19 protein-coding genes and 1 pseudogene are annotated in these 18,246 nt (G+C 34.1%); 14 read left to right on the plus strand and 6 right to left on the minus strand.

Annotation, left to right across the window (positions count from 1 at the left end; genetic code table 11):
* The first annotated feature begins 205 nt into the window (after positions 1–205).
* The 6 genes from J4T76_RS08850 (at position 206) to pmrB (ending at position 4,990) form a co-directional block, all read left to right on the plus strand.
* The gene (locus J4T76_RS08850) at positions 206–1,006 is read left to right on the plus strand and encodes an ABC transporter substrate-binding protein (protein WP_416380312.1); all 801 of its coding nucleotides are present in this window, start codon (positions 206–208) and stop codon (positions 1,004–1,006) included.
* Positions 1,007–1,009: 3 nt separating this feature from the next.
* Positions 1,010–1,738: an amino acid ABC transporter permease gene (locus tag J4T76_RS08855; RefSeq protein WP_267345649.1), complete on the plus strand. Its 729-nt coding sequence runs from the start codon at positions 1,010–1,012 to the stop codon at positions 1,736–1,738.
* A 9-nt stretch (positions 1,739–1,747) separates the two neighbouring features.
* A complete protein-coding gene (locus tag J4T76_RS08860) occupies positions 1,748–2,431 on the plus strand; it encodes an amino acid ABC transporter permease (protein WP_267355676.1) in 684 nt (227 codons plus the stop codon).
* A 122-nt stretch (positions 2,432–2,553) separates the two neighbouring features.
* Positions 2,554–3,093, plus strand: a complete 540-nt coding sequence (locus tag J4T76_RS08865; protein WP_267340457.1) for a phosphatase PAP2 family protein — start codon at positions 2,554–2,556, stop codon at positions 3,091–3,093.
* Between the two features lie 104 nt (positions 3,094–3,197).
* Positions 3,198–3,860 (plus strand): two-component system response regulator PmrA, encoded by a 663-nt coding sequence (pmrA, locus tag J4T76_RS08870; RefSeq protein ID WP_267345651.1) that lies wholly within the window; start codon positions 3,198–3,200, stop codon positions 3,858–3,860.
* 26 nt (positions 3,861–3,886) lie between these two features.
* Entirely contained in the window at positions 3,887–4,990 is a 1,104-nt protein-coding gene (gene pmrB / locus J4T76_RS08875; RefSeq protein ID WP_267340454.1) for a two-component system sensor histidine kinase PmrB, read from the plus strand.
* On the opposite strand, the gene J4T76_RS08880 is transcribed toward pmrB, so the two are convergent.
* A complete protein-coding gene (locus J4T76_RS08880) occupies positions 4,959–5,579 on the minus strand; it encodes a YrbL family protein (protein ID WP_267340452.1) in 621 nt (206 codons plus the stop codon). The two genes, pmrB and J4T76_RS08880, sit on opposite strands and share 32 nt — an antisense overlap.
* A 275-nt stretch (positions 5,580–5,854) precedes the next feature.
* On the opposite strand from J4T76_RS08880, the gene rplM reads away from it, so the two are divergent.
* The 6 genes and pseudogenes from rplM to glnE form a co-directional block, all read left to right on the plus strand.
* A complete protein-coding gene (gene rplM, locus J4T76_RS08885; RefSeq protein ID WP_267340451.1) occupies positions 5,855–6,283 on the plus strand; it encodes a 50S ribosomal protein L13 in 429 nt (142 codons plus the stop codon).
* Positions 6,284–6,294: 11 nt separating this feature from the next.
* Positions 6,295–6,687: a 30S ribosomal protein S9 gene (rpsI, locus tag J4T76_RS08890; RefSeq protein WP_034915459.1), complete on the plus strand. Its 393-nt coding sequence runs from the start codon at positions 6,295–6,297 to the stop codon at positions 6,685–6,687.
* 332 nt (positions 6,688–7,019) lie between these two features.
* Positions 7,020–7,652, plus strand: a complete 633-nt coding sequence (locus tag J4T76_RS08895) for a glutathione S-transferase N-terminal domain-containing protein (RefSeq protein WP_267340447.1) — start codon at positions 7,020–7,022, stop codon at positions 7,650–7,652.
* Between the two features lie 50 nt (positions 7,653–7,702).
* Entirely contained in the window at positions 7,703–8,113 is a 411-nt protein-coding gene (locus tag J4T76_RS08900) for a ClpXP protease specificity-enhancing factor (protein WP_267340446.1), read from the plus strand.
* A 501-nt stretch (positions 8,114–8,614) separates the two neighbouring features.
* The gene (locus J4T76_RS08905; RefSeq protein ID WP_267345656.1) at positions 8,615–9,556 is read left to right on the plus strand and encodes a CYTH domain-containing protein; all 942 of its coding nucleotides are present in this window, start codon (positions 8,615–8,617) and stop codon (positions 9,554–9,556) included.
* Between the two features lie 130 nt (positions 9,557–9,686).
* Positions 9,687–12,437 (plus strand): annotated as a pseudogene (gene glnE, locus J4T76_RS08910) (bifunctional [glutamate--ammonia ligase]-adenylyl-L-tyrosine phosphorylase/[glutamate--ammonia-ligase] adenylyltransferase); the annotation flags it as partial.
* Between the two features lie 72 nt (positions 12,438–12,509).
* Here the strand turns inward: glnE and ttcA are convergent.
* Together ttcA and yeiP are read right to left on the minus strand one after the other, a co-directional pair.
* Positions 12,510–13,406 (minus strand): tRNA 2-thiocytidine(32) synthetase TtcA, encoded by an 897-nt coding sequence (gene ttcA / locus J4T76_RS08915; protein WP_267340442.1) that lies wholly within the window; start codon positions 13,404–13,406, stop codon positions 12,510–12,512.
* Between the two features lie 14 nt (positions 13,407–13,420).
* Positions 13,421–13,993 carry an elongation factor P-like protein YeiP gene (yeiP, locus tag J4T76_RS08920; RefSeq protein WP_267340441.1) on the minus strand — a complete coding sequence of 191 codons (573 nt, stop codon included), beginning with the start codon at positions 13,991–13,993 and terminating at the stop codon, positions 13,421–13,423.
* A 128-nt stretch (positions 13,994–14,121) separates the two neighbouring features.
* Between yeiP and J4T76_RS08925 the strand changes: the two genes are divergently transcribed.
* Together J4T76_RS08925 and J4T76_RS08930 are read left to right on the plus strand one after the other, a co-directional pair.
* Entirely contained in the window at positions 14,122–14,388 is a 267-nt protein-coding gene (locus J4T76_RS08925) for a YkgJ family cysteine cluster protein (protein WP_267345659.1), read from the plus strand.
* A 208-nt stretch (positions 14,389–14,596) separates the two neighbouring features.
* Positions 14,597–16,039: an amino acid permease gene (locus J4T76_RS08930; RefSeq protein WP_443135221.1), complete on the plus strand. Its 1,443-nt coding sequence runs from the start codon at positions 14,597–14,599 to the stop codon at positions 16,037–16,039.
* A 107-nt stretch (positions 16,040–16,146) separates the two neighbouring features.
* Here the strand turns inward: J4T76_RS08930 and infA are convergent, their stop codons facing one another.
* The 3 genes from infA to holA all read right to left on the minus strand — a co-directional run bounded on the left by infA (position 16,147) and on the right by holA (position 18,245).
* Positions 16,147–16,365: a translation initiation factor IF-1 gene (gene infA, locus J4T76_RS08935; protein WP_025315083.1), complete on the minus strand. Its 219-nt coding sequence runs from the start codon at positions 16,363–16,365 to the stop codon at positions 16,147–16,149.
* A gap of 225 nt (positions 16,366–16,590) precedes the next feature.
* Complete coding sequence (gene nadD, locus J4T76_RS08940; RefSeq protein ID WP_267355680.1) at positions 16,591–17,247, minus strand: nicotinate-nucleotide adenylyltransferase; 657 nt, start codon at positions 17,245–17,247, stop codon at positions 16,591–16,593.
* Entirely contained in the window at positions 17,241–18,245 is a 1,005-nt protein-coding gene (gene holA / locus J4T76_RS08945; protein WP_267354659.1) for a DNA polymerase III subunit delta, read from the minus strand. Before holA ends, nadD begins: the two co-directional genes overlap by 7 nt.
* Position 18,246: the final 1 nt, after the last annotated feature.

Below are 18,246 nucleotides of genomic sequence, written 5' to 3' on the forward strand. Positions count from 1 at the left end.
TTTTCATCTTTTTGTTAAAAATAGCTTATTTTCAATCTATTAGCGATTTTAACTAGCAAATTTAATTACCTTAATATAACTTTTAGTTATAACTATGTGATGATTTGTTATTTATCCATATCATTTTTTTGTTGATAGACTTTTCAGATATCAAATATAACTTTTATTGAGGTATAAAATGAAATTTCTTACTAAACTGCTAATAATGATGGCTATTATCGGCGCATTATTAAGTGCGAATTCTGCTTTTGCCGATCGCTTAGATAATATTGAAAAGCAAGGTGTTATTAAAATAGCCGTATTTGATAGTAATCCGCCTTTTGGTTTTATTGATGAAAAAACGAATAAAATTACCGGTCTTGATGTGGATTATGCCAATGCTATTGCCAAAGCATTAAATGTCAAAGTTGAATTGGTACCCACTAATCCTGCTAATCGGGTTCCATTATTAACTTCACAAAAAGCAGATTTAATTGTGGCAAACTTTACGGTAACGGATGAAAGAGCAAAAACAGTCGATTTTAGTTTGCCCTATTTTGCTACTGGTCAAAAATTTATTGCTAAAAAGGGCATACTTAAAACACCCGACGATCTGAAAAGTCTACGAATTGGCGCTGACAAAGGTACTGTTATGGAGATTACCCTTAGGGAAAAGTATCCAACAGCGAAAGTGATTTCTTATGATGATACACCCTTTGCGTTTGCTGCGTTACGTAATGGTGTGGTGCAAGCGATTACTCAAGATGATGCTAAATTAATTGGTTTACTTGCCAATGTACCAGAAGCACAGCGTGAGGCTTTCGAAATTTCACCATTTAGTCTTACGCAAGAATATCAAGCGGTTGGTATTGCAAAAGGAGAAACGCGTTTAAAAAACAAGATAAACCAAATATTAGTAAATCTTGAAACAGATGGCGAAGCATTAACGATTTATAATCGTTGGTTTGGTCCTAATACTAAATCAGCAATGCCTCGTGGTGAATTTAAAATAGGTCAAAGCGAATAAATCATGTTAGATCAATTAATTGAATCTCGCTATTTATGGTGGTTATGGGACGGTTTTTTAGTAACCTTAGCCATCTCATTTCTTACTATCGTTTTTTCGACCATTTTGGGTTTTTTGCTGTTTGTTGCTCAGCAAAGTCGAATTAAATTGGTTAAAGGTATTGTAATAGGATATAACGCAATTTTTCGTTATTCTCCATTATTACCTCAACTGTTCTTTTGGTATTTTGGTATTGGAAACTTGCTGCCCAACGAATTTAAAATATGGTTGTTTGACGAACCACAGATTCAGTTATGGTTTTTTACATTAAAAATGCCATCATTTGAATTTATTATTGGTTTTATTGGATTGACATGTTATTCCAGTGCTTTTATTGCAGAAGAATTTAGAGCAGGTATGGCAGGCGTGAGAGTAGGGCAACAACAAGCAGCTTTAGCATTGGGATTAACATGGTGGGAAAGTATGCGTTTTATAATTTTACCTCAAAGTTTTGGTATCGCCTTTCCTCCCCTAATTGGTCAATATATGAATATTGTCAAAAATTCATCACTAACAATGGCGATAGGAGTATTAGAGCTATCTTATGTTTCAAGGCAAGTTGAAACCGAATCATTAAAAACTTTTCAAGACTTTGCTATCGCAACATTTTTATATATTTTGGCTATTGTAATAATTGGCACATTAGGCAACATTTATCAAGCCAAGCACATCCAAATAAGAAATAAGGTGTAGTGACTTATTATGGAACTTAAAGGTTTAGAAGTTATTTATCATAATTTAAGTTATATGATGTGGGGTAACTTTCCTGGCGGAATATTTTTAACACTCTTAATGAGTTTAGCAGCGATTGTGTTTTCAACTTTTATAGGGATTTTAGCTGGCGTTGGATTAACGGTGACTAAAGGTCTTGTTCGCTCTTTATTCATTAGTGTGCTAGGCTTTTTAAGAGCAATTCCAGTGATTATGCTCATATTTTGGACTTATTTTTTATTGCCTGTATTACTTAATGTGAATGTACCGGCAATTACAACCGTTGTTTTTGCATTATCTGTTATTGGTGCTGCTTACATTGGCCATTGTGTGAATGCCGGTATGATTGCTGTGGCGAAAGATCAGTGGCAAGCTGCATTTTCCTTAGGATTCTCTAAAACCCAAGTTATTATCTATATTATTTTACCTCAAGCTATTAAAATGATGATGCCATCTTTTGTTAATCAATGGGTGTCGCTAATTAAAGATACTTCCTTGGCTTATATCGTTGGTGTTGCCGAATTTACTTTTATTGCCACACAAATTAATAATCGCAGTATGGTGTATCCGACCGAAATATTTTTATTTGTTATCATTGTTTATTTTATCATTTGTTTATTTCTAGATATTGTTGTATCGTTTTTAACAAAAAGTCGTTTGTTTCATGCAAAATAATGAATCATTTAACGATTTTGTTTGATAAAAATTTATTGATTAATTGAGTATTTTGTTATTAAGGTTCTTTTAAGATTTATGCATTAAATTATGAATAACTGTAATTAATCTGGTAATGATCAATGTGGCATGATTTTAATACCCAAATTTTTCTATTAATCAATGCGTCGGATCAAGCATCGAAATCATTTGTTAACTTTGCTATTTTTTGTGCTAAATATTTAGTCTATGTCCCTATTATTATTATGAGTATTGATTGGTTTATTCATCCTAATTATCGGCAGCTTATCATTAAAATGGTAATAGGTTTAGCAATTGCATTATTGATTACTTTTATTATTCGTCATCTATTTTATTCTCCACGACCATTTGCAGTAGATGTCGGAACGAATTACCTTTTTCATGATAAAACAAGCTCGCTACCAAGCCAACATACGGTCTTTGTATGGACTCTATTTTTTACTGCTTTTTTTAATAAAACGCAGCGAACTAAAACAACTTTATCTTTATTGGCATTAGTTGCATTGTTGGTCAGTTGGAGTCGTATCTATCTAGGGGTACATTGGCCATTAGATATTTTTGTTGGATTTATTGTAAGCATTGTATCTTCATTGATAATAAAAAAATGCTGGATACATATAACTAAATTATTTAATCGATAGTTATCTGATAAATTGTCATTAACCGATTTATTATGCCAAGCTAAATTTATAATAAGTCATCAACTATCGACTTGATCACTAAATTCCGATTAGAGTAAATGATAATGAAAATACTTATTGTTGAAGATGATAGTTTGTTACAAAAAGGTCTGTATGATGGTATTACATCCAATAATTATGTGTGCGAGATAGCATCGACAGGTAAGCAGGCTGAACAATTTATCCAATTTGGGCAATTTAGTTTGATTATTTTAGATCTGGGTTTACCGGATTGTGATGGTTTAGAATTGCTTACCCGATGGCGAAAAAAGCAAATTGATACACCCGTCCTTATTCTTACCGCTCGCGATACAATTGAGGATAGAGTCGAAGGTTTAGATTTAGGTGCTGATGACTATTTAATCAAACCTTTTGCTTTAACGGAATTATTAGCTAGAGTACGGGCATTAATTCGTCGTAATCAAGGAACCGCTGATAATTTAATTAGTTATAGTTCAATTACTATTGACATCAAACAGCAAAAAGTGACTCTCAATAATGAAGAAATAATATTAACACCTAAAGAGTTTATTGTTTTGTCTCGATTGATGTTAAAAGCAGGTGAAAAGGTGCATCGTGATTTACTGCAAAATGATCTTTATGATTGGCAAAGCGATCCCAGCTCAAACGTCTTGGAAGTTTATATTCATGGATTACGTAATAAACTCGGGAAAAATTTTATTCGAACTGTTCGTGGCTATGGCTATCAACTTAGCGATGGTTCTTAATTACCTATTAAATAAATAAACTTATTATGATCGTAAAATCTGTTAGTAATATTCGTCACAGTATTCGCTGGAATCTTTTTTTTACTTTAGGCGCAATTATGCTCATTTGCCAAATTATCACCGTCTTTTGGTTATGGCATGAAAGTAAGGAACAAATTGATGTATTGGTGAATTTAACACTGAGCCAAAATAAAATTGATGAAGTGGTTGAGCATGAAGAACTTGAAGCCATTTTTGCTCTGTTTTGTTCTGCTTTTACCATGATGTTAGTGACATTATTTTTAGCCTATAAAGCGATTAAATGGATTACCAAACCGTTAGAGATTTTGGAAAAAGATCTTAATCAGCGCACTGAAGAAAATTTAAAACCCATTTTGCCGATTAGTAATATGCGTGAAATAAAGTCCATCACTTCAGTACTAAATAATCTGTTTATTCGACTTAATACAACTTTAGCACAAGAACGACTTTTTACTGCCGATGTGGCGCACGAAATGCGAACGCCACTTGCTGGCATTCGTTTACATTTAGAATTATTAGAAACAAAAAACAAGATTGATTGTACAGAATTAATCGACAGAATTGACCGTTTGGTCAATACTGTTGAGCAATTATTGATGTTAGCGCGTGCTAGTCAAAAATTTACCGTTGGACAATATCAACAAATTAATTTTTATCATGATATTATGTTCCCATTATCCGATGAATTAACGGAATTAACCAAACAGAAATTTCAATCAATTGAATGGAATATACCTGACTCGAATCTTTTATTTAATGGTGATGTTACTTTGATTAGGTTACTATTGCGTAATTTAGTTGAAAACAGTTATCGATACAGCCCAAAAAACACCAAAATAGTGGTAAGTTGCTATAAAGATAATAAAAATATCATTATAAGTGTGGAAGATGAGGGGGCAGGCATTGACGAATCCAAAAGTGAAAAACTTACTCAAGCCTTTTTCCGTATGGATCGTAAGCATAACGGTATTGGGCTTGGTTTGAGTATTGTTAATCGTATTGCTAAGTTACACCATGGTCTATTTACATTAAAAAATCGATCTGACAATACGAAAGGTGCGATTGCGCAATTACAACTTACTGATTCACCGCGTCAATTAAACGAGTAATCAAAGGGTTATTGCTATTTTCTTTAACGATAGATACTAAAAAGCGCTGCCAAGTACGTTCAATTTTAGATTTAGCAAAATAAGGAAGGTAATTTGCTATTGGAATAAAAGTAGAATTGCCGATATTATCGATAATAATCAAACGACTATTTGTTTCATTTAAATGTTGAAATAAGATGTTCTTACTTTTGATGGTCATGGTAATAATACGATCTTTCAATAATGCGGATTTTAACTCTTTAAGTCCCATGACTAAGGAATCAAAATATTTTTCGGTTAACAAGTTATCAGCAAGATATTGTTCCAGTGGCGTTGCGGTTTTGCCATTATAATCTCGAACCAGCTCAAAGATATGACCTTTACCATAATTGGTTGAAACAGGCCCATAATATTTAGCTAATGCATCAAACGATATATTTCGTTTAATAAGATGTTTATAATAGGCAATTTCGCGGTTGGTTTCTTCTTCTGCTCCTTCATTATAATTAACTTTAATGCATTGATTTGCATCTTTAGGATGATGATAACATTTGCGGTGTAATCCTTGACTTATATAATCTTTTTCAGACAGTGTAATGGTCGTATTCATGGTATCAATACTCTATGATTTATCTATGATTTTAAGTTTAACAGCAAGCGTTTATTCTCGCCATGATTTTTTATTTTTACGCTAGCACTTTTATAATATTTCTGTATAATATTGGCACCCACGTTACAACAACGTTTTTCCCAACGTTGTTTTCGGTTGTCAAAGTTAATGTAACAACTCGAAGGGGTTAGTTAGTTAATAGCAACAATCAAAAAGTGTAAATAAATCAAGTGATTTATTAACGTGAGATTAATTAAAAAATTGGATAATTACGAATGAGTACTTTTTCAGCTAAACCAGAAACAGTTAAACGCGACTGGTATGTTGTTGATGCAGCAGGTAAAACGTTAGGTCGTTTAGCTACTGAAATCGCAAGCCGTTTGCGTGGTAAACACAAAGCAGAATATACACCACATGTTGATACTGGTGACTATATCATTGTTATCAATGCAGAAAAAGTTGCTGTAACAGGCAAAAAACGCACTGATAAAATTTATTATCGTCATACTGGCTACATCGGTGGACTTAAAGAAGCGACTTTTAGAGAAATGATTGAACGTCATCCTGAACAAGTCATCGAAATTGCTGTAAAAGGCATGTTACCGAAAGGTCCTCTTGGTCGTGCAATGTACCGTAAACTAAAAGTTTATGCTGGTAGTGAGCACAATCATGCGGCACAACAACCGCAAGTACTAGATATTTAAGGGGATAGAAGATGGCTGATAATCAATATTACGGTACAGGTCGCCGCAAAAGTTCTGCTGCTCGCGTGTTCATTAAACCAGGTAGTGGAAATATCGTTATTAATAAACGTTCATTAGAACAATACTTTGGTCGTGATACTGCTCGTATGGTTGTTATGCAACCTTTAGAGTTAGTTGAAATGACTGACAAACTTGATCTATACATCACTGTTAAAGGTGGAGGTATTTCGGGTCAAGCTGGTGCGATTCGCCACGGTATTACTCGTGCATTAATGGAATATGACGAAACATTACGTTCTGCATTACGTCAAGCAGGTTTTGTTACTCGTGATGCTCGTCAAGTTGAACGTAAAAAAGTGGGTCTGCGCAAAGCACGTCGTCGTCCACAATTCAGCAAACGTTAATTGCATACGTTACAAAGTTGTTTTCAAAACCCAGTCAAAAGCTGGGTTTTTTTATGGCTAATTATTATCATATTTACAACAGCCATGGAAGTGAGTGATTAAATGCCATATAGTCTATTTGCTATAATCCTAATCTTTTAAATTTAAAGATTACAACCAATAGAACGATCATTTTTTACTCAAACGTATAGTTAACCTTAAACTTCTTGTCTGAAAATAATTCCTTACAAGAAAGATAGCAATAAAATGCAATTTTTTAACAAATTTGTTATCCAATTTGTTAGAATAGTTACTAAACTAACTTATTTTAACTTTGGTTATTGGGAGTGAGCATGGTTGTTGCTGTTAATAAACGTTCTGTTATGACATTATTTTGTGATACAACAGATATTTACGGCCATCAGATTCGTTTTGTACTGGCAGAAAAAGGTGTGACTGCTGAAATCGAATTTGTAACCGCAGATGATTTACCTCAAGAATTATTGGATCTCAATCCATATGCAACTATCCCAACGTTAATTGATCGCGATCTCACTTTATACGAACCTCATATTGCATTAGAATATCTTGATGAACGATTCCCACATCCTCCTTTGATGCCGGTTTATCCTATTCTCCGCGCAAACGCTCGCTTAACCATGTATCGTATCAAAAAAGAGTGGTATTGCGCTTACGAAACTATTATTGCCGATCCTAATAGCAATGCAGCTAAAACCGCCCGTAAAAACTTATTGGATGATCTTGTTTCGATTTCAGTTATCTTTAAAGAAAAAGATTATTTTATGAGTGATGATTTTACTTTATGTGATTGTTATTTTGCTCCATTATTATGGCGCCTACCAATGCTTGATATCGATTTACCTAAAGTCGCTGAAAAAAATTATTTAAATTATATGGCGCGGATTTTTGAACGTCCTGCTTTTACTCAGTCTCTTACCGATGATGAAAGAAAGATGAGAGCATAATAAAATAATTTTATCTAACTAGCACTATTTGTTATACAAGGTATTTTTTTATGGAACTTGAGCAAATGACTCCTCGCCGCCCTTATTTATTTAGGGCTTTTTATGATTGGATTCTGGATAATGATTTAACTCCCTATATTGTGGTGAATACTTCTATTTATGGAGTATTAGTTCCACAAGAGTTTGTACAGAATAATCAGATTGTTTTAAACATTGCACCACAATCCGTAGGTCAATACATATCGAATAATGAGCAAATTGAATTTAATGCTCGCTTTTCAGGTGTACCACAACATATCGTTGTCCCTATGTCTGCCATCGAAGCGATCTATGCTCGTGAAAATGGAGTAGGAATGGGATTTGAGGATGAACCTCAATATCGAATGTTACAAGACAAGCAAAATAATCAATCCAAAGCACCTCCTGCGAAAAAGACCAATCCATTTAGAGTGGTAAAATAATTTTTTCAATAATAGCATTATAGTTAGAATTTATTTTTAATGCCTATCAATGCCCGCTTAACTAACGGGCAATAGGTAAAATAATTCATGTATTGCCATTGAAAATTCTATCAGTTATCGTTTATCTGATGAAGCGATCAAACGTATTGTTGAGCAATAATAATGATTATTAATAAATTTTCTTCATGTCATGTATGAATATCCCTGAGAACAATTCAAGTAATCGTTTTGAGGAAATTAATATTGAAAGCATGAATAAACAATAACATTGCCATTATGTTTGCACACCCCTACCCACTTTAAGGAATACCGATAACAAGTTTATGAGAGAAAGAAAGTATTGTTGAACAAAGTAACTATCCATAATTAATGGATAATAATGGTTTATTTGCCTGACTTTGTTCTCTGCAAAAATAACCGTTTTTGTTAGCAATGGATTAAGTGTATTTATTGGGAAAATCAGTATATGATATAAAAAATTAACTGATTTAACTGAACATAATGAAAGAAATCGAATTAAAATTTGGAATTGCAACTAACAATATTCATGATTTGAAACTTTTTTTAAATCAATGGACAAGTTGTGATCAAGCTGAATTTGAAACCGCTTCAAAAATTCAAAACAACATTAATGAACTAAAGCTTTATAATACTTATTATGATACTCAAGATTACTATTTACGATCAAATGGCTATGGTTTACGTATCAGGGGAACACAAAATAAGTTCGGTAAACAATTTGAAATAACCATAAAACATGGTAACAAAGCTGTTGCTGGTCTACATGAACGTTCTGAATTTAATGCTAATCTACCAGATGACCATCTCGACTTAACATTGCTTCCAAGCAGTGCCTTTCCCAAAGATTGTAATATCACAAATTTACAAAAAATGCTGCACCCTTTATTTTCAACACATTTTGATCGGCAAACATGGTTAATTTCATTTGCTAATAGCGAAATTGAAGTCGCCTTAGATCAAGGAGAAATCATCTCAGATGGTAAATCAAAATTAATACAAGAAGTTGAATTAGAGATAAAACAAGGAAATAAAGATGATTTAATCAACTTTGCCATTGAGTTGAGCAGATTTAATTTACATCTTTTTTCACAAAGTAAGGCGTCACGTGGTTATCGATTATTGAAAAACGTACCACTTAATTGCACACCTTTTTGCTTGCAAATTCAACATGATTTATCAAGTCTATTAAATTTTTGGCAAAAAAACGAAGAGTATGCACTCGAAAATACTGATCTTGCGTTTTATCAACAACTATTACTTCAAATAAGTGAAATTTTAGCTAATCACGATATTGCAAATGAATCTGAATTTAAACAGTGGCAGCAAGCAATCACGAGTATTCATTCCGTTTCTGATTTTGCTTACAGTCCAGTAAATACAGTTTTGAAACTAATGTTAATTGCACAGTTAAATAAAGAGTAATATTAGATGTAGATAAGGTAAGCGAATATCGTCATTAATACGAGAAAAGGATATGTCACAATCTGAAATTTTGAATCAACAAAAGCAGAAAATAACATCACAATTATCACAATGTGATCCAGATTATGTTCAGGATAATCTAAATATTTTGGTGCAAAGTGATTTTATGGTCGATACTTTCTATCGATATCCTAAGTGGCTTGCAAATATTATTCAATACCCACCACAAGCTGACGAAAGGTCTTATTACCAACAATGGCTTAATGAACAATTAACATCTGTCTCAGATGAAATGGCATTGATGAAAGCATTAAGATTATTTAGACGTTATATGTTAGTAAGGCTTGAATGGTCACAACTAATTCATACCAGTAGCGATGAACAAATATTAACTCAATTAAGTGAACTCGCTGAGGTCATAATTGTAACGGCACGTGATTGGTTATATGAATTAAGTTGTAAAGAGTGGGGAACACCGTATAGTCATCAAGGTAAACGTCAACCTTTGTTGGTATTGGGTATGGGAAAATTAGGAGGAGGAGAACTGAATTTTTCCTCCGATATTGATTTAATTTTTACTTATCCTGAACATGGGCAAACACAAGGTGGTCGGCGAGAACTGGATAATGCTGTATTTTTTACTCGCTTAGGACAACGTTTAATAAAAGTACTCGATAATCTTACCGAAGATGGATTTGTATACCGTGTGGATATGCGATTACGCCCACTTGGAGAGGGAGGACCTTTAGTTTTAAGTTTTTCATCTATGGAAGATTATTACCAAGAACAAGGGCGAGATTGGGAACGTTATGCTATGGTTAAGGTAAAAGTATTAGGAGATCAACAAGATCCCTATAGCAAAGAACTTTACCAAATGCTTAAACCTTTTGTCTATCGTCGTTATATTGATTTTAGTGTTTTACAATCACTGCGTAATATGAAAAGTATGATTGAACGTGAAGTGCGTCGTCGTGGTTTAAAAAACAATATTAAACTAGGCGCGGGTGGCATTCGCGAAATCGAATTTATTGTACAGGTTTTTCAACTGATTCGAGGAGGCCGTGTCATAGGATTACAAACACGTTCCTTACTTACTGCGTTACAGGTAATTGAACAAGAAGCACTGCTTGATACTAATGAAGTTGCTCAATTACGGAACAATTACTTATTTTTACGCCGCTGCGAAAATTTACTGCAAGCGATTAATGATGAGCAAACTCAGACATTACCAGAAGAAGAACTTGACCAAATTCGTTTAGCTACCAATATGGGATTTTCGAATTGGTCAGAATTTAGTCAACAGTTAGCTATTCGTATGCAACAAAATCGCCAGATATTTGATACCCTTATTGGTAACGATGATTCACAATCGATCCCGAGCACAAAACAATATAATGATCTGTTTGATGATCTATGGGTTCCTGATTTGCAATTAAGTGATATACAAGCTGTATTGCCAAACTATTCAGATAGCGAAGCAGAGCAACTTTGTCAAATGCTTATTCAATTTCGTAATGATATTGGTAAACGTACAATAGGTGTACGTGGGCGTGAAATACTCGATCAATTAATGCCTCGTATATTAGATGCTGTTTGTAATGAACCTCAGGCAATCATGGTTTTTTTGCGCATTTTCCCTTTATTGGTAAACATTGTTAGTCGTACGACTTATTTAGAGCTATTGCTCGAATATCCAAGTGCATTAAGGCAGTTGATTCGTTTATGTAGTGCATCCCCAATGATTAGTGATCAACTGGCTCACTATCCAATTTTATTAGATGAATTAATTGATATTAATTCACTTTATCAAACGGTTGCACCTAATGAGTATAAAAGTCAACTTTATCAATACTTATTACGCATTCAAATTGACGATGAAGAACAGCAATTAGAAGCCTTGCGTCAATTTAAACAGATGCAATTATTGCACATTGCCGCAGCCGATGTGGAACATGTATTATCCACTATGAAAGTCAGTGATCACCTGACTTATGTGGCGGAAGCATTACTTGATTTTGTTGTACAAATGGCTTGGAATCAGATGATTGAACGTTATGGTAAACCAGCCCATTTAGCCCATAATGATAAAGGAATAATTGTGGTTGCTTATGGTAAATTAGGCGGTTGGGAGTTGGGATATGGTTCTGATCTGGATTTGGTTTTTCTGCATGATTGTCCTGCAAATAGCCTCACTAATGGTGAGAAACAGATTGATAGTCGCCAATTTTATTTACGCTTGGTTCAACGTATTATTCACTTATTCAATGTGCGTACTAGTTTTGGTATCCTCTATGAAGTGGATGTCAGATTACGCCCACAAGGCGATGCTGGCTTACTCGCATGCAGTTTAGATTCCTTTGCTGATTATCAAATGAATGAAGCATGGACATGGGAACATCAAGCTTTAGTAAGAGCTCGTGCAGTTTATGGTGAAAGTGCCCTAATAAAACGTTTCAACCAAATTCGTCACGAAGTGCTTTGCAAACCACGTGATGAAAACCAATTAAAAATTGAAGTTAGGCAAATGCGTGAAAAAATGCGAAATTATTTAGGAACTCACCAAACTGAACTGTTTAACCTCAAAATTGATGAAGGTGGCATTGGTGACATTGAATTTTTATCACAATATTTGGTGCTCAATTATGCTAATACACATCCTAAAATGACCGCTTGGAGTGACAATGTTCGAATATTGGAGTTAGCCACTCATTATCAAATTATGGACAGTCATGAAGCTAAGCAATTAACTCACGCTTATATTAACATGCGTAATAAAATTCATCAGCTTGCGCTGCAATTATTACCAAGTACAGTCAATAATTTACAATTTTATCAAGAAAAACAGATTGTCAATCAGAGTTGGCAAAAGTGGTTAACGTAATAGTTTAGGTGATCCATTATCGGTTAATAGAGGGTAGTTAGCCGATAATGGATATTCACTATTTGAAAGGGGTTATTTTGCTTCTTTCCATAGGATCAAATCTTGCTCTTCAAGTTCTGAGGCATCAAAACTCCTGGTGGGAGCAATCTCTTCGCGGTCAAAAGCAATATCACCGCCATTCACGGCATTATCCCCTTTTTTGATTCCTCTAAAATCAAAAAGGTTAGTGTCACATAAGTGAGACAGAGTAATATTTTGGGTAGCTCGGAACATAGTTTCAATACGACCTGGATATTTTTTATCCCACTCATTTAGCATCTCTTTAATGACTTGACGTTGTAAATTTGGTTGTGAACCACAAAGATTACAAGGAATAATTGGGAACTGCTTAATTTCAGCATATTTGGCAATATCCTTCTCTTTGCAATAAGCAAGGGGACGGATAATAATATGCTCACCAGAATCATTCATCAGTTTGGGAGGCATGGCTTTTAGCTTACCACCATAGAACATATTTAAAAACAGGGTTTCTAAAATATCATCACGATGATGCCCTAATGCTATTTTGGTCGCGCCCAGTTCGGTTGCCGTGCGGTATAATATCCCCCGTCGTAAGCGTGAGCAAAGCGAACAGGTAGTTTTACCTTCAGGGATCTTTTCTTTCACAATACCGTAAGTATTTTCCTGTACGATCTTATACTCAATACCTAATGATTCTAAATATTGAGGTAGAATATGTTCAGGAAATCCTGGTTGCTTTTGATCTAAATTTACCGCTATTAATTCAAAGTTGATCGGTGCGCTCATTTTCAAATTAATAAGGATATCAAGTAGAGTATAGCTATCTTTACCACCTGATAAACATACCATAATACGATCGCCATCTTCGATCATATTAAAATCAGCGATTGCCTCGCCAGTTAAGCGACGCAATCGTTTATGTAATTTATTTTGATTATATGTATTCATCACAATTTTATAGATTACTCAGCACGGCTCATGTAACGACGTTCAGCAATATGAATTTTGATTTTTTCATGGTTATCAATGTATTCAGGTACTTGTATAACAAGACCCGTTGATAATGTGGCTGGTTTAGTGCGAGCACTTGCTGAAGCACCTTTGATGCTTGGTGAGGTTTCAATAATTTCTAAATCTACTGTTTGTGGTAATTCTAAGGCAATCACATCACCATCTGCCATCAACACTTGAATGCCATTCATACCACCTTCTGGAATGAACAGTAACTCTTCTTCAATTTGTTCTTTTTTGAAGATAAATGGCGTATAGTCTTCATTGTCCATAAACACATATTCATCGCCATCAATATAAGAAAAACTGACTGGACGACGAGAAAGTTCAATGGTTTCGATAATATCATCACCTTTGAAACGTTCTTCTACTTTACCTCCGTTTTTTACATCGGTAAAACGCATTTTATACAGTGTACTGGCACCGCGAGCACTAGGACTTTGAACATCGATGTCTTTAACAAGAAGAAGTTTTCCATTGTATGTGACCGCATCGCCACGTTTTATTTCATTTGCTTTAGCCATAATATTTATTCTTCACAATTTATGATAGTAAGGATCAGACAAGGTAAAAATGAGCTCGCTATTTTACCGCTAACTTGCTATTGTCACCATCAAAATTTGTCGAAAAACCTTAAAATAAAGGAAATAGTATGGTTAATGTATATGAATGTCGAAAAAAATGTGGGGCTTGCTGTATTGCACCCTCAATTTCATCCGCAATTCCTGGTATGCCTAATGGCAAACCTGCAGGTATTGCTTGCATTCATTTAGATGATAATTTTCAATGTGGTCTTTTCAAGCAACCATCAAGACCGTTAGTTTGTGGTCGATTAAAACCCTGTTTTGAAATGTGTGGCAATAATCGACAACACGCTATGCATTATTTAACTCAATTAGAACAGTTGACTAGCAATTAAGTATTGCTTAAATTTAACAAACCAGATCGATTATTAGAATTATTTATCTCGAAAAGTTGTTTTTTTGATAAACTTCACCGCACTTCAATATCTAGTAATAAATATCAATAATTATAGAATTAATTTTTGCTATACAGATTAGGAAATATCTTAACTGATAGCTGTTTTTTCTATGAAATTTAATATCAATAAACAGAAGAACATTGTTATGAAAAATAAATTAAAACGAGATTTAAAAGCTCGTCATTTAACGATGATTGCTATCGGTGGTTCAATCGGAACGGGGCTATTTGTTGCATCTGGTGCAACAGTTGCTCAAGCAGGCCCAGGTGGTGCGCTACTTTCATACGCCATTATTGGCGTGATGGTGTATTTTTTAATGACCAGTCTTGGTGAACTTGCCGCCTATTTACCTGTTTCAGGAACATTCGCAACTTATGGTGCACGTTATGTCGATGAAGCATTTGGTTTTGCAATCGGTTGGAACTACTGGTATAACTGGGCAATAACTGTTGCTGTTGATTTAGTTGCCGCTCAGTTGGTTATCTCGTATTGGATTGATGCAGGGGCTTACAGTTGGTTATGGAGTCTACTCTTTTTAAGCATTATATTTTGTTTAAATTATATTTCCGTCAAAGGATTTGGTGAGGCTGAGTTTTGGTTTTCTTTAATTAAAGTCGTCACAGTTATTGTATTTATCGTTGTTGGATTGTTGATGATAATCGGCATTTTACGTGGTGCAGAAAGTGCAGGTTGGCAAAACTGGCAAGTCGGTGATGCGCCTTTTGTCGGTGGATTTTCATCAATGATTGGTGTCGCAATGGTGGTTGGATTTTCATTCCAAGGTACTGAATTAATTGGTATTGCAGCTGGTGAATCAAAGGATCCTGAAAAAAATATCCCAAGAGCTATGCGACAAGTATTTTGGCGTATATTATTATTTTATATCTTTGCAATTTTAGTTATCAGTTTGATTATTCCTTATACTGATCCTAATTTGCTACGCAATGATGAAGCGGATATCAGTGTTAGTCCATTTACATTAGTATTCCAACATGCTGGACTGTTGTCAGCTGCGGCTTTGATGAATGCCGTTATTTTAACTTCAGTTTTATCTGCAGGTAACTCGGGTCTTTATGCATCAACACGTATGCTTTACGCACTAGCTCGAGAAGGAAAAGCACCAAAAATATTTGGTCACTTATCATCATCAGGTGTACCACGTGCAGCATTGTTAGCAACCACATTTGTTGCGATGCTCTGTTTTTTAACTTCAATGTATAAAGATCAAGCCGTTTATTTGTGGTTACTTAATATGTCGGGTATGACAGGATTTATTGCTTGGCTTGGCATTGCTATTAGCCATTATCGTTTTAGAAAGGGTTACCTGATTCAAGGTAATGATGTCAATAAATTGCCTTACCGTTCAAGTTGCTTTCCATTTGGTCCTATTTTTGCCTTTGTATTATGCTTAATTATTACTTTAGGACAAAATTATGAAGCGTTTTTACAAGACACTATAGATTGGAATGGTGTAATTGCCACTTACATTGGTATACCATTATTCTTTGCGATTTATTTTACCTACAAAATAGTCAAAAAGACCAAATGGGTAAAATACGATGAAATGGATTTTTCCAAAGCAGATTAATGCTCCAGATTTTCCAAAACTTCCTAATTTTCCGTCGACGTTTGTCGACGGCCTTTTATTAAGAAAGAGATAAATAATCGGTTGTGTGGATTATTTTGATAACGATATTAGCGACTACGGAATATGATACGTGCTTTAGAGAGATCGTAAGGCGTCATTTCAACAGTTACTTTATCACCAGTTAAAATACGAATGTAATTTTTTCGCATCTTACCAGAAATATGTGCAGTAACAACATGACCATTTTCGAGTTCAACACGGAACATCGTGTTTGGGAGTGTATCAAGTATTGTACCTTGCATTTCAATGTTATCTTCTTTTGCCATTTGGGCCTCTTAAATAATAAATACAAATTAAATATACTTAAATTGCAAATCATATTTCACACGATTAACATGTGCGTGAAAAAACCATAAGCTTTTTCGTTACCATATTGGTTGTTTAAAATAGGACTTCGCAAATTACAGTATAAACATAAAAAAACTGAATTTAGAATATATAAACTTAGCGGCAAAATAATGCCGAAAAAACTGTCAGATGTAAAGTCCTTTCTACTTTTTCTTTGTGTTATAAAGTGCATGTTGATGAATATAATGCCAAACTTTAGCTGGCAACAAATTTTTATAGTTTTGTTTAGTGTTGATATTTTGTCTGATTTCCGTAGCTGAAATATTTTCAAGTGGTGTATGAGCAAAAAAAATGTAACCATAAGGAGAATCATGTAAATCTTTAACATTCATTGTCTGATGTGCAGCTATCCAATTTTGTAACTCGATATTATTGGTTTTTTCTGCATAGCCAGGTCTACGACAAATGAGCAAATGGCAATAATCAAGCAGTGTTTGCCATTTATGCCAAGTAGGTAGGCTCAGCAATGAATCTTGACCCATAATAAATGCTAACCCTTTTTCATAACCATTTTCCTGACGCCATTTTTCTAACGTTTCAATTGTATAGGAAGGTCCCTTTAATTTTTCAGATGATATTTCCCGAGTATCAATTGAAAATAAAGGAACATCCTCTATCGCCAAATTTAGCATCGCCAGACGTTGCTCAGTTGTTGCTACTGGCGGTGGTTTATGTGGAGGAGTTTGGTTAGGTAATAAGCTAATTTGGGTTAAGCCAATTTCTTTGGCTAAAGCCATAGCGGGATGTATATGTCCATAATGCACGGGATCAAATGTACCACCTAACAAAGCTGTTAACATTTATTCAATCCCATAAATTGAAGTGTTAGAGCAGATAAAGCATCCCAAATTTGTAATTGATTATCATGTTTAAAACGTATTTCAATTTCAGTCAGTTGCTTGAGTGTATTAAATAGATCTTTAATATCAAAACGATTTAAATAAGCGCTATACATCGGTCTTTTATTTTGCCAAATTTTATATTCGTCAAAAACTTGTTTAAACGATTTGGTTAATAATCCTTTTTTCAAATTGATGAGTAAGATAAGTTCTCGTTGTATAATACGCAGTAAAATTAATGGTTCAAATTCATTCATCTTTAGCTGTTGCATTACATGGACTGCGCGCTTAGTTTTATGTGACATCATTGCATCAATCCAATGATAAGGCGTAAATATTGCTGAATCATTAATATTACTTTCGACTTGATCATAATTGATAGTCTGATTTGGGAACAGTAATTTTAATTGTTCAATAATTTGAGTTAATGCAAGTAAATTACCCTCATAATAGTAACAGAGTAACTCAATTGCCTGTGGTTCAATCTGCATCTGTTTTTGCTGCAGATGATTGATAACCCACTTAGGTAATTGAACCTCATCAGGAGTATTACAACTTACCACAACTAACTTATCAGATAATCTTTTGTACCATGGTGCGTTTTCATTCGTTTTAGTGATTTTATTTACATTAATGATTAAGACAACATCAGAAGTTAACATTTCACTTAACGTATTGAGCTTAGTGGTAATATTGGCATTGATTGAACCTTCACCAAAATCCAATAAAATCAATGTATTGTCAGAAAACAAATTCATTTCTTGGCAACTGTCAAAGATAGCTGACCAATCGGTTTGATTATCTATATTAAACGTGTATGGTTCATTAAATCCTAATTGTTTAAAAGAGGTTTTTAATTGAGTGTGGGCATAGTGTTGTAAATAAGGATCATTCCCTATTATTAAATAATAAGGCGATCCTAATTTTGTTGTGATTTGATCAGCGTTGATTTTAATCATA

It is taken from the genome of Gilliamella sp. B3022, assembly GCF_028751545.1.
Taxonomy (GTDB): domain Bacteria; phylum Pseudomonadota; class Gammaproteobacteria; order Enterobacterales; family Orbaceae; genus Gilliamella.

Bases quoted from the DNA above. Each gene is read 5' to 3' on its own strand.
- J4T76_RS08850 (WP_416380312.1), top strand. From the start codon at position 206: ATGATGGCTATTATCGGCGCATTATTAAGTGCGAATTCTGCTTTTGCC.
- J4T76_RS08855 (WP_267345649.1), top strand. From the start codon at position 1,010: ATGTTAGATCAATTAATTGAATCTCGCTATTTATGGTGGTTATGGGAC.
- J4T76_RS08860 (WP_267355676.1), top strand. From the start codon at position 1,748: ATGGAACTTAAAGGTTTAGAAGTTATTTATCATAATTTAAGTTATATG.
- J4T76_RS08865 (WP_267340457.1), top strand. From the start codon at position 2,554: ATGTGGCATGATTTTAATACCCAAATTTTTCTATTAATCAATGCGTCG.
- pmrA (WP_267345651.1), top strand. From the start codon at position 3,198: ATGAAAATACTTATTGTTGAAGATGATAGTTTGTTACAAAAAGGTCTG.
- pmrB (WP_267340454.1), top strand. From the start codon at position 3,887: ATGATCGTAAAATCTGTTAGTAATATTCGTCACAGTATTCGCTGGAAT.
- J4T76_RS08880 (WP_267340452.1), bottom strand. From the start codon at position 5,579: ATGAATACGACCATTACACTGTCTGAAAAAGATTATATAAGTCAAGGA.
- rplM (WP_267340451.1), top strand. From the start codon at position 5,855: ATGAGTACTTTTTCAGCTAAACCAGAAACAGTTAAACGCGACTGGTAT.
- rpsI (WP_034915459.1), top strand. From the start codon at position 6,295: ATGGCTGATAATCAATATTACGGTACAGGTCGCCGCAAAAGTTCTGCT.
- J4T76_RS08895 (WP_267340447.1), top strand. From the start codon at position 7,020: ATGGTTGTTGCTGTTAATAAACGTTCTGTTATGACATTATTTTGTGAT.
- J4T76_RS08900 (WP_267340446.1), top strand. From the start codon at position 7,703: ATGGAACTTGAGCAAATGACTCCTCGCCGCCCTTATTTATTTAGGGCT.
- J4T76_RS08905 (WP_267345656.1), top strand. From the start codon at position 8,615: ATGAAAGAAATCGAATTAAAATTTGGAATTGCAACTAACAATATTCAT.
- ttcA (WP_267340442.1), bottom strand. From the start codon at position 13,406: ATGAATACATATAATCAAAATAAATTACATAAACGATTGCGTCGCTTA.
- yeiP (WP_267340441.1), bottom strand. From the start codon at position 13,993: ATGGCTAAAGCAAATGAAATAAAACGTGGCGATGCGGTCACATACAAT.
- J4T76_RS08925 (WP_267345659.1), top strand. From the start codon at position 14,122: ATGGTTAATGTATATGAATGTCGAAAAAAATGTGGGGCTTGCTGTATT.
- J4T76_RS08930 (WP_443135221.1), top strand. From the start codon at position 14,597: ATGAAAAATAAATTAAAACGAGATTTAAAAGCTCGTCATTTAACGATG.
- infA (WP_025315083.1), bottom strand. From the start codon at position 16,365: ATGGCAAAAGAAGATAACATTGAAATGCAAGGTACAATACTTGATACA.
- nadD (WP_267355680.1), bottom strand. From the start codon at position 17,247: ATGTTAACAGCTTTGTTAGGTGGTACATTTGATCCCGTGCATTATGGA.
- holA (WP_267354659.1), bottom strand. From the start codon at position 18,245: ATGATTAAAATCAACGCTGATCAAATCACAACAAAATTAGGATCGCCT.